The following is a 13383-nucleotide window of genomic DNA, read 5'->3' as shown; positions in this document are numbered from 1 at the left end:
TTTTGGCGGGTACGGTCAGACCAACGCTAGAGGTCGTCCTCACTGATACGCCGGTCCATCTGCGACGAAAGAAAAAGCCCGACATCGGCATTGCGCTGATCGACCTCGATAACGCCTAGTCGCCGGACGTTTTTGAAAGCGCATCACGAGAACGTCTCTCGATAATTGGTCCCTAGGACCAAGGTTGGTCGATTTCAAGGAGATCGGAGTAGTCGAGCGTGAAGCTCTTGGGTTTATTTCGTCAGACCCCAGACGTGAGGGTGGCCTGGTCGGCGCTCGACCCGATATGGCAAGTAGCTGTATTCATGCAGTCAGGCGGTCGCGAACCGGGCGCTGTCGAAGAGCAGCGTCGCGTCTGCAGCGTCGCGTCTACTGGTACGCTGCGGGCGGCGTGTCCGAGTGGCAGATCCTGCTCGTCGAGGCTTTGGCGACAGCGAACGCTCTAGTCGGCGGAATACGTTTCGGCGGGGTCACCCCATGCCAATGCATTGGCACGGTATGCGTCGAAGTCGGCAGCGAACCGGGACCGGGAAGGAAATGGCGGCCTTTAGGATAGGAGTCATCTCCGGCATCCATGGGCCGCTGCGTCCGAAGGCAGAGCGTCTTCTGGCATGCGTCGACCATATCATTCACCGCGGCGACACCGGCACCCCAACATTGTGCCTGCCCTCAGCACGATCGCGCCCGTCACCTCAATCCAGGAATACGCTGATCGCCGCCGATTCAGGCTATCGATCAAGCTCGCAACGATCGACGTCGGGCCGCTCGGTCTACGGCGGGTCATTCGAGACCTCGGTGAGCTAATTCGGTTGCACGCCTCTGCTAGGTTCAAAGCGGAGGCAGGTCCATATGCGGAGGTGGAGGGAGAATCGCCCGGATTTTATCCCCGGGCACGACCGCGCCTCCTTGCGACACGATCGCCATCACGCCAGCCTTGAAGCGCGGTCCGGCGGATCCGCCGAGCAGGCGCGCTTTCAACCCGGCCTTGAAGCGGTCGATGAGCACGCAGGGCGTGCGCAGGCCGGTGAGTTCGAGGGTCGCTGAGGTACCCAATCTGAGCCTAGTTCCAAAAGGCAGACGTTCGAGGTCGAGCCCGACGGTCGCGACGTTCTCTCCCAGGTCCCCAGGGTTGACTTCGATGCCGGCCGTCTTCAGCGCCTCGAGCAGTTCGCTTGGGATCAGATGAACCTGACGAAGGTTGGCTGCTTTTGGATTGCGGCGCGCCAAATAGCGGTGCCGAACGAACAGCCCGTGATGCGCGTCGCCCTCGATGCCGTGTCCGGCCGTGAGGGTAATCGACGGCCGGGCCGTCTTGCTGAAGCGATGTTTGCCGTCGGTAGACACGGCGAAGACTTCGCCCTCCAGTGAGAGACGCTTCTTTTGGGGCGGCTGAAGTTCCGCCTCAGGCACGTTCGCCGAACGGCCGGTTCAGCCTGACGATTTTGAAGTTGAGAAACGCCGCGTAAGTCACCCATAGCAGGTAGGGCAACAGAAGCCAGACGGCCAATAAGGAATACCGTCCGACCGCGAGCATAAGCGCCGCGATCGAGAGCCAAAGAAGCGGGACCTCGGCCAAAGCCCAATCCGGTCTCTTCAAGGCGAAGAAGAGCGGGCTCCACAGCATATGCAGGATGATGTTCAAGGCGAAGAGCGACAGAATGAGGATTCGACCCGGCTCATCCTTGATGGCGTTCGTCCAGGCCGAGACACCCGACCAGCCGGCGAGAGCAAGTATGGCGGTCCATGCCGGTCCGAAGACCCAATCCGGCGGATTCCAGGATGGCTTGTTTAGGCCCCGGTACCATGTGCCCACCGTCGTCGTCCACGCGCCTACGGCCAGGACGAAGATGACGGTGACGCTCGCTGCGATGATGGGAACAGCCAATCGGACTCTCTAGAATGCGAATTCTGCCATGTTTTAATTAATCATCATCGCGTCCAAAAGATCCTCAATCGGTAGGGCTTTGACAGAAACGATGCATTTCGGATGCAAACGGGAACGATCTGGCACCACGACGGCACTGAAGAGAGCGTAAAGTTGTGTTCTGAAGCGGCTCGCTGCGAGTGCGCCTTGGCGGTCGTCAACGGACACTCTATTCCAGCCCCTCGACAATCCCGCACGTCGCGTTCGGCGCCGTCGCCTACGACCTTGACCGCGGCCTGACAGGCTGGGCTGTCAAGCGCGGCAATGGCCTTGCCACGTTGCCGAACACGCTGATTACCACACGCTGCCTAGTCTCGGCTTCGGACACAGCGACGGCGTCGCCACGCACGATATATGTGTCGCCGAAGACGGTCGAAGAGCGGGCGAACGGGCGATATTTGTCGTGAAGCGAAAGCACTGGCGCCTGATCAATTTCAACATCGAACCGCGCGAGAGGGCGGCGATTTTCGTCCGGCGGTGCAATTCGCGATAGTGGCACATCGTCACCGGCGGTAGTGAAATCGAGGCTGCAACGCTCGCCGCGCGTCCCGTGGCTCGCGTTCTCGCGTGACGCTAGCGGGTTGCCCGCGGCGCTTTGATGTGGCGGAACAACCTGAAAGGACCTCATATTCCTGGCTTGCCGATTGCATTGAAGATGCCCGCAGAAAGACGGCGACTACACGCTTATCGCTCATTTTCGCTTTCGATCGCGCCGCACCTTCTGAAATTCCCCAGGTCCTTTGATGAGCCTGCGCTTACGACTGGCTTGATCGTCGGGGCTGGCTGCGGGGTCGGTCACCTTGTCGATTGCATTGCTGGCCAGTTCGCGGGCGCGTTGCTTTGGGTGTTCGCGGCGTTGCTGGTCTTCGCGCTCATCAGTCAGAGGGTTGGTCCGCACGGTCAAACCGAGCTCGACCAACCGACGGATGGCTTCGGACAGAGACGGCGTGCCCGGTTGATATTCAGCCCATCTGACCGCGCTTGCGCGCATTTCAGGAGATGCGCGAAACCCCATTAGAGGATCCTTGCCCGTATCGGGCCGGCCCCGCTTTTTAGGTTGAACCTTCATTGTCTTCTTCATTTTTTGGGTTGTCCCTTGAAACAGAGCCGAGCGGAAGATGATGCTTCCGTTCTCGGCCGTCAGAATCTCGTCGGCGTCTTGCGGGTCGAAACGTGACCGTGTCAGATGCAAAAAGGCCCCAGCTAGGAGGTGATGCTGGGGTCGAGTTGCGCGTCCGACGAACGATTCTACGCGTGGTTTACTTCTTCGTGTGCTCCTTGGACATCGCGCCGTCCTTGGACGTGGTGCCGCCGCTCTTGCCCGTCGTGCCTTCTCTCTCTTTCGGATCATTCTGCGTCGCGCCTGGATTTGCCGCGCTCGGACTGCTGGACGCGCCCTGACCAGAGGTCGCGGCCGGGGAGTCTCCGCCACCGCCGCCGCCTTGGGCGGATGCCGTCGCAATCGAGCCAACTAAGAATGCGGTCGCCAAGGCGATCTTTGCAATTTTCATCGGCCGTTTCCTTCCTGTTTCTAATAGAACAGACTAGAAAACTAGGGCTATTTGAGATCGTTCGCTGAAGCGATTGCAATGATGCATCGGAGGAGCGAACTTGCGCTCGCCGCCTGCGGAAATCTCGACGAGAGGCTTTTTGGGAATTCGCGCTCGCGATTCATCGGCGCCTATTGCGGCAGTCGAACATGTTGCGAAACCCGCGCGGCAGCTCTGGCACTTCTTCATCAGCCGGCTTGTTGCAGGCCGGGCAGGGGTGTGCCGGTCCAAGGTTGATCCGGGTGGCTCTCGCAGACCCAAAGGGCGTCATCGCAAAGATGCAGCGGCTCTCGTTCACAGATCTTCCCGCACGCCACGAAAGAACGGATGTCGCACTTTTCCGTCCGCGGATTTGGCGCGGTATTCAATCTCGGCCAGTACATCCGGCTCCACCCAGACCGCCTTGTGGGTAATGCGCTTCGTGTAGGGTTGCGTTTTCCGGATCAGCGGCGTCAGGCGCTTCCGGAGATCGGCAGCCGAGGCCTTATCGAAGCCATGATCGACCTTGCCGGCGTAGATCAGCTCATCGCCTTTGCGGCGACCGACATAGATGCCGTCCCATTTGTTACCGTCGAGCGCGAAGCCTGCGATCGTCAGCGTCTCGCGCTGCGCGCAGGTTTTCTTGACCCAGTCGCGGCTGCGCGCGCCGGTAGGATACACGCTGTCCCTGACCTTCGACACGACGCCTTCGAGGCCCAACTTGCAGGCGTGGGCAAACATCTCCGGGCCCTCGACTTCGAAGCTCTCGCTGAACTGGATGTCAGTGCTCGCGACCAGCGTTTTCAAGACGGCCTTTCGCTCGATCAGCGGTAGCTTTCGCAGGTCGCGCCCGTTGAAAAACAGAAGATCGAAGGCGACCAACACGATCTTGGTCGAACTGCCCCGAAGTTCGTTCTGCAAGACCGAGAAGTCGGTAGCGCCACTTGCTGAGGGCACTACAACTTCGCCATCGATGATCGCTGACGCTGCCGAGATGTGCCAAGCGTCGTGGGTGATTTTCTTAAATCGTTTCGTCCAATCGTGGCCACGGCGGGTGTAGATCTTCACCTCTTCATGGGCGAGGTGGACCTGGACGCGATAGCCATCGAATTTGATCTCATGAATCCATCGCGAGCCACCCGGCACTTTCTCGATCGGCGAAGCCAATGCCGGCGCAATGAAGCCGGGAAAGAGCGCCTTGACCCCAATCGTCTCAGGCTTCCTACGTTGAAACGCCACAAAGCAACTCCACAAACAATGAGCTGATTCAAACAGTCGCAGTCGCAATCGTTCCGCCCGCGGGTCGGTTGGAACTGGCGATCTTAGCCAACGTTGGTCTTCACCAGAAGGGAGATCAGAATGGCAAAGAAAGCGAAGAAGCAGACCGCGCGCGGTCGCAAACAGGACAGGGCGCGCGTCGCCGGCGGGCAAGACTATGAGGTGCGCTACGAGTCGAAGAAGACGGGCAAGTCGGCCGCGTCGGTGAAAAAGGCGGTCAAGAAGGTCGACAACAACCGCAAGCAGGTTGAGCGCCGGCTCGGACCAGCTATGAAGAAGTCGCTCGGAGCGGCCCCTTCGAAGCATCGCTAGCAATGGGCCACTGCTCGGCAAAGACGATGACGGTATCCCGGCTATTGTCCCGGAGGCCAGGGGCGCATTGCACAGTTGGTCATCACCAATCGGTTCGCAGTTCATACCGATGTTTCAATCTGAACTCCGTGGCTCGCGCCGCGTGCTGGATTCGGTCGAGTTCGGCGCCGTCCCTGACCGTCGTGTGAAGTTTCCAATCCGGGCTCGCCTGAACGACTTCCACATGGCAAACATATTCGCCGCCGGGAAAGCTGCGGATCTCGCGTAAAGCGACCCGCTCCAGATCCGTTGCCGATATTGGCGTTCTCATAATCTAAGCTTCATCCACGTTAGCGTCGGACTATAACCGTTCAGGCCGCTTGCGCTGGCCGAGCGAATTCGACGAGCAGGCGTTTCAGGTTGCGATTCTCCTTCCGTAAACTGCTTCCGCTCCCGCTCCGTTCTTGCTGTGTCGAGCAAAAACAGATAGTGGGCGACTATCTTCTGGTTTCCCTGTATCAGAAATTGCGTCGTGCTCATGGCGAGGCACTTTCCGATTCGGTCCCGGCGTCGAGCAGAGGCTGCTCACGAACGAGAGGCGGAATGTCAGCTATCAGTGTTTCTATCGCTGAGGTTTCTTCGGAGAGACGTCGTTCGATGTAGTTGCGCTCAAGGTCGTTCAGCTTTGTGTTGAGCAGCCACCGATAGCGCCGGACGTTGTTGCGACGTACCCGCAGCTGTTCGAGTTGCCGATCGACGATCTCGCGCCTTTCTTTTGTCGCCAGCCGCCGAGCGCACCAGCGGGCTTCGATTCTGTCCACGATGTGTTTAGGAAGGTTGATGTCGTCCATGTCACCCTCCTAAGCCGCCAGCGGGCGGACTGTTGACCGAAGACGATAAGGCTTGCCTCCCGGCGGATGCTGAGGATCGTTGTCAAGACGGCAAAGGGCGTCGAGAATGATGTCAATCTTGACCGGTGATCGCAAACCAGCGGGTGCCCGTAAGCTGGGACAGGATGGGACCGCAGCTGCGTCAGATGCCCAAGACGCCAAGAGTGCTCGCTTTTCCTCTTTGGTCAGAGACAGCTCCGTCAAAACATCCAAGGGATGATTGAACCGTGCCTGGCGAGGTACATTTAGTGAAAAGACATTTGCGGTCGTCGGCCGCATGTTTGCCTCCGTTCCAAGACGAGAAATGGTGAAGCCGCGCGCGGCAAATCCGAACGCGGCTTCACGCGCGTCAGGCCGCAGCGGATTCGAGCTGTTGCGCCCGACTCGGTTGCGTTGCGTTGATTGCGATCCGACGCGCCTTCATGGCTTCGGGAATTTCGCGCGCCAGCTCGATCTTGAGCAGGCCGTTGTCGAACGCGGCATTCTTCACCAGTACATGATCGGCCAAGCTGAATTGTCGCCGGAATCGACGGGTTGAGATGCCTTGATAGAGGTAATCGCGCTCCGCTTTTTCGACCTTGTTACCCTCTATCGTCAACACGTTCTGCTCTGCCACAACCGAGATTTCGTCCGGCGAGAAGCCTACGACCGCGAGCGCGATCTGGTAGCGGACTTCGGAAAGTCGCTCGATGTTGTACGGGGGGTAATTATCTTCGGTGGCCCGCTGAGCCGTTTCGGCGAGGTCGAAAAGACGATCGAATCCGATTGTCGATCGGAACAGGGGAGAGAAATCGTACGTGCGCATAGCCAAATCCTCAAAAGAGCAAGATGGGTATGAGAAGCACCGGACACGACCGGTGCCCGTTTGCCTGGACCCGTTCGGCGTCCAGGATTTCGGCCCCACTGGGGACCGACGAGCCACGAGATAAATCAAGATTTGAGACTGTCAAGAGGGCTCGCAAGAAAAAACGAGAGCTTGGGAGAGCACTCAAGCTTCGTCGGAGCGCTGGGACTAACTGGCCACTCCGCAAATTGGGCATGCGAAACAACTCAGAGTTGGCATTTACACCGGCCTGATCCGGTTTTTTAGCTTGCGATTGATGAGCATCTCAGCGCGGCGCCTTGCCAATTCGGGCAACCGGGTTCGAACAGTGCTCTGTATCGACTGGCTATCTAGTTCAATGACTATTTCAAATTGATCGTCATAGCGTCGCGTCACAGTGAAGTTGATTCCTCTATGCGTGAAGGTGCTGGGCATCTGAATAGCCTATCAAATCCCCCGCGCCCGTTGCACTGGGAAGCTACGGGAAACCGTCCGGCTCGGGGATGGAGCTATGCATGGTCTAGTCATCCCAGGTTCGTTCACCACAACCACTGCACTCGAACATGCTTGCCGGTGCGAATGTTCAGCATGGTCCGGACCAAATCCAGCGGCTTGCCACATCGACAGGTTTTGGTCGGCTAATTTTCAATCTCTTGGATTTTCTGGCCAATCGCGCTCATGGACTTCGCCCTCCAGCGCGGCGAGTAGTCCCTTAAGTTACACAGTGAACACTTGTTCCTATGGCGGGGCCTGTATCCCAAAAGGGCATGAAACGTTTGCCCGGAAGGTGTCGTGGGCTCGCATTCGAACCGTGCGACGTTCCGGCAAACTACGCGTGCCTAGCTATGCGAAGGCCGCCAAACAGGCTTACTCTTGCGTGGGGGGGACCTGGTTCAGTAGTTGAGCAATCGCCGTCACGACTTGCGCGAGCGCGAAAGGCTTTTGCAAGATGAGGCTGTTCGGCACGCCCTGCGAGGACCACTCATCGGCACCGTCTGCGGTCATGTAGACCACTGGCATTTGCGGATTGAGCTCTCTTGCGCGCCTGGCGACATCCCAACCGGAGAAAGCACCAGGCAAACGAATGTCAGTGATGAGGGCTCGGTATTCCTGCTCGCCCTTTTCGAGGAGAGCGATCGCCTTCTCTCCCGATGAAACAGATTCTGTTTTGAAACCTCCGTCTGCCAAGGCTTCCTTGACCAGCTCTTGAATAAGGACCTCGTCCTCAACCACGAGGATCAGCACTGCGGGTTGCTCTAGCATGCCCCATCCTTCTGCCGCGCCAACGCGGCAGTGACTAAGTTACAAAGTGAACACTTGTTCCTGAAAAGGGCCGCAATACCCCAAAATGGCATGGAACGTTTCCAGCCGCGCCTCCGCCGTTGGGTGTCAACTGAGGGGCCTTAATGTTTCGCGCCGTTTTAGCGAGAGATCAGGGACGCGCAAAACAGCCGCTCGGTTGCGGAGCGAACCTCGATCGCCATATCGGGCCGTTCGTTTGAATGTTGCTCGATCAAACGAGCAATGCCCTCCAAAGCCTTCTGATCTGTGATCCGCATGCGGAGTGAACGGTAGTGCGCGGTTCGTTCGTCAATTGGAGCACATCTTTCGCACATCAAACGCTCCCGTCCCTAAGGCGGGAGCGCTCAGTGTCTCTCAGTCACCGGTAGTCGCCGAGCCACGGCCGATGATGACGGTTCAATAGCACAGTCAGCTGACCTTTCCTATGCGCCGATCCCAAGCCAATTGACTCCCTAAAGTTAGGCCGCCGCCCGCACGATTATTTAAGTCGGCCCGCCGTGGCGCGCTCGCGGAATAATGAGCCGCGCATTTTAACTGACACCCCTTATACCAGACGGCGAAAGCCACTCCGCCGTGTGAGAGGCGGCCTCATCCTGTCTGACTTTGCGAAGCAGGGCTTCGCGTTCAGGACACGGCGGAAACGCTTTCGCGGCCTCGCGCAGACCGCGCGCCTCTTGGGCAAGGCGCTGCTGAAGTGATAGGGTTTGCTGCACGCAGCGCCGTTTCGACATCGCGCCGCTCTCTTGCTACGCAGGCGGGAGCGCAACCGATCTCTCAGCCGCCGGCGCCTACGACTGAGCCTTGATTGTTGATGCAAAGCGAACGGCCGAGTCGGGAGAAAGGTTGCTATAAGTCCAGAATTTCAGACTTAGCGGAGACCGCCAACGGAGGCCGCCTCGTTGTCAAGGATCTGGGTCGGTCGGCTGAAACGTTGCGATCTTACGCACGCCGTCCCATAGCTCTACCGCCCGCCCGATAGCGAGCTTTCTTGCCTGGTGCCTCGCGGCCTCATCGTCATCGCAGAATAGGTCCACGCGGTCGATGATGTGGTCATCATCGCCAAGGATGTAAGCCTTGTAGTTTCGCATTTTCCGCAGAGCGCTCCCAAACGCCCCGACAAACCCGAGACTTCTGGCGTAAAGCTTACGATGCCTCTAGGCGTCTGGTCTACGAATTTCGGAGGGCTGAGCGTTTCCCGTAGCTGTTGAAGGCCTACGTGACGGAGGCAAATTGCTGGGGCCTTCTACCGGCTCGACGCGCCGGAGAGCTGGGTAGCAGTTACTTTACATATAGCGCGATGCCAATGATGATCAGCGGGCTTAGCCCGAAAAGTACGATCCAAACGCCTTCAAGTAGGTCTTTGCCCATGGCACAACCTCTGCGTTGAGACTGGGGCCTACGGTCATGCAAATCGCTACGACAGTACAATTCGCGCCAGAGCGAAAGTCGCCATCGCTCATATAGTCAAAACAAATCAGCATCAGCGCACTAAGTGCGATTGTAGCGCAACCAACTAAGGTGATGGCATCCCATTTAATCTGAGCGGTCCCAAGCGCTATCTGAGAAAGAGCCCAGTGCGCTGGCGATCAGCGCAACAAACGATACCGCCGCTGTGCAGACCGAGGCAGTCTCGGCGCCATCGAATTCATATGGCCTTGTTAACCCGTCGTGCTCCCAAATTGGAGCGCGTGGTCCGGGGGACATCCGCCACTCGGCTAAGTGAGCGGTGGTCTCGTTGTACCGCGCCCTTCTCAGCAATGCTTCCCGCTCTGGGCATGGCGGAAGTTTTCTAGCTCGCTGGCGCAGCTCTCTGGCTTCCTGGGAGAGACATTGTTCTAGCGGGATAGTCTGAATAACCCGGCGTCGCCTTCGCTTCATGACACCTACCTCGTCTCCGGGTCCTATATGCCTGTCGTTGGCGTACAGTTCTTGCGGGTTGCGATTATAGAAACTTTGCACCCACGCGAAGAAATCCCCATGTGTATTCGGTGGATCAGGAACGTGGGGTCCAGTCCGAACCTATGTGCCCCAGAACAGTGAAAGGAAGTGGGCCGCTAGGGATGGAAAGAGACCAGGCACCTGAACCTCCGATGAACAAAAACAGGAACAAGGTGTTCTCCGCCCCCGTTGCTTCCCAATTGGGAGGCGCGGATGACTCGCTACTTCTTCGATATCCGGGACCATACAGGCACGTACCCCGACGACGAAGGTCTAGAGCTCCGAGATGTGCGCGCCGCCAAGGTTGAAGCTGCGCACGCATTGACCGATATCGCCAGGGACGCAATTCAATCGGACAACGGCCACGATGTAACGATCGACGTTCGCACGAAAGACGGGCCGTTGTTTCAGGCCGCCTACCACCTCCAAATCACCAACGCGAAGTACCCATTCAAATGACGCGCCGCACGATAGCCAGCTTGCCGAACCGACTCGCGATCGCCTGACAGTTTCCACCGAACGGTTTCGAGTCCCGCACAGACCAATGGCGCCCGGCGTAGCAATTTGCGGAAGTTCTCTGCACGCAGCGGTGCACGCTACCCGCACGTAACTACAGCACCAGCGCCAGCTAGGGCGCTGGTTGCGAACAGGTCTTTCCCCAACTGCCGCGGTCAGGGTCGGCAGCGACAGTTGCCATTCGACCTCGAACGCCGCGCGCGCCTGCTCAAAGGTCGCGGTCGGTCCGCCGGTCAAACGGTCGCAACCAGGATAGAATCCGCACTTTCATTCCCATTGATCGGCGTGGTTCGGCACGCCGGCTCGTAGTCCGATCGAGCCGATGCACATCGTCGTAAAAGATGTTCCAATTTTCCCCGAGCCGACTCCTGTCGCGCCGGCGCGTCACGTCCCCTCTCCCAATCGGCGAGCGTTGCCATAACTGCAGGAGGTCGGCGGCCGGGCGCTTGCCCGCCTTCCGACAATTCCGGCACCGCAGCCAGCCACCTAGGTCGTGAACGAACGTCGTGGCGACGCAAGGCAGGGCAGCGAGGCCCGCAGCGCGCGACGTCTTGCACCGCGAGCACTTGATCTCGAGCCACGGATAGCCGCCGTTGACAGCCTGGTTGACCGAGGGCGACGGGAATCCAACCATTGCGGGTCTCTTTAGACGCTCCGGCTGTCAGCGATGCGCGGGCTCCGGAGGATGCCGGCTACTACTTCATGCAGCCGGCGTTCGCATCGGCGAGCATCAGGCGGCGCGTTGGTTCACGCTTTTAATGGCCATGTCGTTGAGCTTCTTGTCTGTCGCCTTCTCCTCGTCGAGGTTTTCCTGGAGGACGGAGGCGCAGTCGTCGCGTCCGAGCTTCTTCGCCCAGGCGATCAGCGAGCCATAACGCGTGATCTCGTAGTGCTCGACGGCTTGCGCTGCCGCTATGAGAGCCGCGTCGAGGACCGTCTTGTCGTCGACGTCGCCGGCTACGTCGCTCGCTTCCTCGAGTATGCCGTCGATGGCAGGGCAGTTCACGCCCTTGGCCTCGACACCGTGCATCTTGAAGACCTTCTCCAGCCGATTAATTTGATTTTTCGTCTCCGCGAGGTGGGTCTCAAATCCGTTCTTTAGGGATTGGTCGCTGGCCTTGTCGATGATGTCTGGCAGGTTCTTCGCAATCTGCTGCTCGGCGTAATAGATATCCCGCAGGGTGTGCACGAAGAGGTCATTCAGTGTCTTGATGTCTTTGGTGAAGAATCCCATGGATGCCTCCTATTATGGAATGGTCGCACGGCAAACGACGATGAATAGGAAGCGTTCCTAAATGGCCGGCAAGTTTACGCGGCCACGCAGAAGAGCGTTTCCGTCGTTCCGGAAGGGGCTTGCGCATCCTTCGTCGCCGTCGGCTCTGTGCAGATCCGCGGACGAGAGCATCCTTCGTCGCCGTCGGCTCTGTGCAGATCCGCGGACGAGAAATGACGCCATTACGGTCTACCGAAACCGGTTCGGCGAGCAGGTCGGGGCGCGCTGCTGCCATAGGAACCGTCGCGTCTTCGGTCGGTTGTCGGCGGCCGCAATCGAATGGAGCCGGGATGGAGAACACCCTCAGAGCCGCGCAGCCGACTGGCTCCGACAACACTGCCAGCACACGTCCGGCCAATGACGATGGAGCGGTCGCATGCTGGAGTTGGGGTGGGCGGCAAGCCTGAAGAGTCCGTCGACTTCCAGGGGAAGCAGGTGACCCACGTGCTCAGATCCGCCGGCGCGAAGGCCGTGCGCATGAGGTGAGATGAGACCATGCCCGACTATCCCAAGCCGCCATATCCCACCCAGCGACAGCCGATGCCTGGCTCGACCGCGAAGATGGATCCGCGGCCAGACCACGGCGAGACCAGTTACAAGGGCTCGGGACGGCTTCAAGGAAAGCGCGCCATCGTCACCGGCGGCGACAGCGGCATCGGACGCGCGGTCGCCATCGCCTTTGCTCGCGAGGGGGCGGATCTCCTCATCGCCTACCTCGACGAACACGAAGATGCCAAGGAGGTGGCGGCATTTGTCGAAGCTGAAGGGCGCAAGGTCGTTCTGGTCGACGGCGACATCCGGTCCGCGGACCACTGCAGGAAGATCGTCGACCGGGCGGTTCGCGAACTCGGCGGCGTCGATATCCTCGTCAACAATGCCGCGCATCAGGCGACCTTCAAGGATCTGAGCGATATCAGCGACGAGGAATGGCGGCTGACGTTCGACGTGAACATCCACGCCATGGTTTTCCTCGCAAAGGCTGCCGTGCCGCACATGAAGCCGGGCAGCGCGATCATCAACGCTGCTTCAGTGAACGCCGACATGCCCAATCCGACCCTACTGGCCTATGCGACGACCAAGGGTGCCATCCAGAATTTCACCGGGGGCCTTGCTCAGATGCTGGCGGAGAAGGACACCGCGTGAACGCCGTCGCTCCGGGACCGATCTGGACGCCGCTTATTCCGTCCATCATGCCAGAGGAGGCCGTGAAGAACTTCGGCAAGCAGGTTCCGATGAAGCGCGCTGGGCAGCCAGCGGAACTGGCGACCGCCTACGTTATGCTCGCCGATCCGCTGTCGAGTTACACCTCTGGCACGACTATCGCAGTGACCGGAGGAAAGCCCTTCATCTGAATGGCAGGCCTCAAACATCCCGTGACCCCGGACGGCCGCTACTTCGTCGTGCGCGGAAAGCTTTGGCGGATGAGTGATCCGAGGCTCACTGCCGACGAGAAATCACGGCTGGTCAAGCAACTGATGGATGCGCGCCGCGCAGTGAAGGCGGCCAAAGTATCCGAAAGCCCGGAGGCCGAGACCCTCGCGCGCCGCCAAATCGACGAAGCGAAGCGGGGTTTAGGGGAGCGGGGGCCGGTCTGGTGGAGTGATGGCGCGCCGGACTTT

11 protein-coding genes and 2 pseudogenes are annotated in these 13383 nt (G+C 59.2%); 3 read left to right on the top strand and 10 right to left on the bottom strand.

Annotated elements, in window-relative coordinates:
• Nucleotides 1-828: 828 nt before the first annotated feature.
• The 5 genes from BraRD5C2_RS20020 to ligD form a co-directional block, all read right to left on the bottom strand.
• Entirely contained in the window at nucleotides 829-1344 is a 516-nt protein-coding gene (locus BraRD5C2_RS20020; protein ID WP_223970621.1) for an MOSC domain-containing protein, read from the bottom strand.
• 58 nt (nucleotides 1345-1402) lie between these two features.
• A complete protein-coding gene (locus BraRD5C2_RS20015) occupies nucleotides 1403-1885 on the bottom strand; it encodes a TspO/MBR family protein (RefSeq protein ID WP_223970620.1) in 483 nt (160 codons plus the stop codon).
• Nucleotides 1886-2615: 730 nt separating this feature from the next.
• Nucleotides 2616-3005 carry a hypothetical protein gene (locus tag BraRD5C2_RS20010; protein ID WP_223970619.1) on the bottom strand — a complete coding sequence of 130 codons (390 nt, stop codon included), beginning with the start codon at nucleotides 3003-3005 and terminating at the stop codon, nucleotides 2616-2618.
• Between the two features lie 178 nt (nucleotides 3006-3183).
• The gene (locus BraRD5C2_RS20005; RefSeq protein WP_223970618.1) at nucleotides 3184-3435 is read right to left on the bottom strand and encodes a hypothetical protein; all 252 of its coding nucleotides are present in this window, start codon (nucleotides 3433-3435) and stop codon (nucleotides 3184-3186) included.
• 333 nt (nucleotides 3436-3768) lie between these two features.
• On the bottom strand, nucleotides 3769-4692 hold the full coding sequence (gene ligD / locus BraRD5C2_RS20000; RefSeq protein WP_223970617.1) for a non-homologous end-joining DNA ligase: 924 nt from the start codon (nucleotides 4690-4692) through the stop codon (nucleotides 3769-3771).
• A gap of 120 nt (nucleotides 4693-4812) precedes the next feature.
• Here ligD and BraRD5C2_RS19995 point away from each other — a divergent pair, with 120 nt between their 5' ends.
• Entirely contained in the window at nucleotides 4813-5043 is a 231-nt protein-coding gene (locus tag BraRD5C2_RS19995) for a DUF3606 domain-containing protein (RefSeq protein ID WP_223970615.1), read from the top strand.
• Nucleotides 5044-5558: 515 nt separating this feature from the next.
• Here BraRD5C2_RS19995 and BraRD5C2_RS19990 read toward each other — a convergent pair.
• The 3 genes from BraRD5C2_RS19990 to BraRD5C2_RS19975 all read right to left on the bottom strand — a co-directional run bounded on the left by BraRD5C2_RS19990 (nucleotide 5559) and on the right by BraRD5C2_RS19975 (nucleotide 7998).
• Nucleotides 5559-5873 (bottom strand): hypothetical protein, encoded by a 315-nt coding sequence (locus tag BraRD5C2_RS19990; RefSeq protein ID WP_223970613.1) that lies wholly within the window; start codon nucleotides 5871-5873, stop codon nucleotides 5559-5561.
• Nucleotides 5874-6261: 388 nt separating this feature from the next.
• Nucleotides 6262-6717 carry an Hsp20 family protein gene (locus BraRD5C2_RS19980; RefSeq protein ID WP_223970609.1) on the bottom strand — a complete coding sequence of 152 codons (456 nt, stop codon included), beginning with the start codon at nucleotides 6715-6717 and terminating at the stop codon, nucleotides 6262-6264.
• Between the two features lie 885 nt (nucleotides 6718-7602).
• Nucleotides 7603-7998: a response regulator gene (locus tag BraRD5C2_RS19975; RefSeq protein ID WP_223970608.1), complete on the bottom strand. Its 396-nt coding sequence runs from the start codon at nucleotides 7996-7998 to the stop codon at nucleotides 7603-7605.
• Between the two features lie 2190 nt (nucleotides 7999-10188).
• Between BraRD5C2_RS19975 and BraRD5C2_RS19965 the strand changes: the two genes are divergently transcribed.
• Nucleotides 10189-10434 (top strand): DUF6894 family protein, encoded by a 246-nt coding sequence (locus BraRD5C2_RS19965; RefSeq protein ID WP_223970607.1) that lies wholly within the window; start codon nucleotides 10189-10191, stop codon nucleotides 10432-10434.
• 469 nt (nucleotides 10435-10903) lie between these two features.
• Here the strand turns inward: BraRD5C2_RS19965 and BraRD5C2_RS19960 are convergent.
• Nucleotides 10904-11113: pseudogene (locus tag BraRD5C2_RS19960) on the bottom strand (hypothetical protein); the annotation flags it as partial.
• Nucleotides 11114-11221: 108 nt separating this feature from the next.
• Complete coding sequence (locus BraRD5C2_RS19955; RefSeq protein ID WP_223970606.1) at nucleotides 11222-11725, bottom strand: YciE/YciF ferroxidase family protein; 504 nt, start codon at nucleotides 11723-11725, stop codon at nucleotides 11222-11224.
• Between the two features lie 534 nt (nucleotides 11726-12259).
• Between BraRD5C2_RS19955 and BraRD5C2_RS19950 the strand changes: the two are divergent.
• A pseudogene (locus BraRD5C2_RS19950) lies at nucleotides 12260-13116 on the top strand (SDR family oxidoreductase).
• Nucleotides 13117-13383: the final 267 nt, after the last annotated feature.

Source organism: Bradyrhizobium sp. RD5-C2 (genome assembly GCF_019972155.1).
Classification (GTDB): Bacteria; Pseudomonadota; Alphaproteobacteria; order Rhizobiales; family Xanthobacteraceae; genus Bradyrhizobium.
Note: the sequence above shows the minus strand (reverse complement) of the source record. Positions and strands in the feature narration are given on the sequence as shown.

Bases quoted from the DNA above. Each gene is read 5' to 3' on its own strand.
- BraRD5C2_RS20010 (WP_223970619.1), bottom strand. From the start codon at position 3,005: ATGAAGAAGACAATGAAGGTTCAACCTAAAAAGCGGGGCCGGCCCGAT.
- BraRD5C2_RS19990 (WP_223970613.1), bottom strand. From the start codon at position 5,873: ATGGACGACATCAACCTTCCTAAACACATCGTGGACAGAATCGAAGCC.
- BraRD5C2_RS20005 (WP_223970618.1), bottom strand. From the start codon at position 3,435: ATGAAAATTGCAAAGATCGCCTTGGCGACCGCATTCTTAGTTGGCTCG.
- BraRD5C2_RS19955 (WP_223970606.1), bottom strand. From the start codon at position 11,725: ATGGGATTCTTCACCAAAGACATCAAGACACTGAATGACCTCTTCGTG.
- BraRD5C2_RS19965 (WP_223970607.1), top strand. From the start codon at position 10,189: ATGACTCGCTACTTCTTCGATATCCGGGACCATACAGGCACGTACCCC.
- BraRD5C2_RS19975 (WP_223970608.1), bottom strand. From the start codon at position 7,998: ATGCTAGAGCAACCCGCAGTGCTGATCCTCGTGGTTGAGGACGAGGTC.
- BraRD5C2_RS19995 (WP_223970615.1), top strand. From the start codon at position 4,813: ATGGCAAAGAAAGCGAAGAAGCAGACCGCGCGCGGTCGCAAACAGGAC.
- BraRD5C2_RS19980 (WP_223970609.1), bottom strand. From the start codon at position 6,717: ATGCGCACGTACGATTTCTCTCCCCTGTTCCGATCGACAATCGGATTC.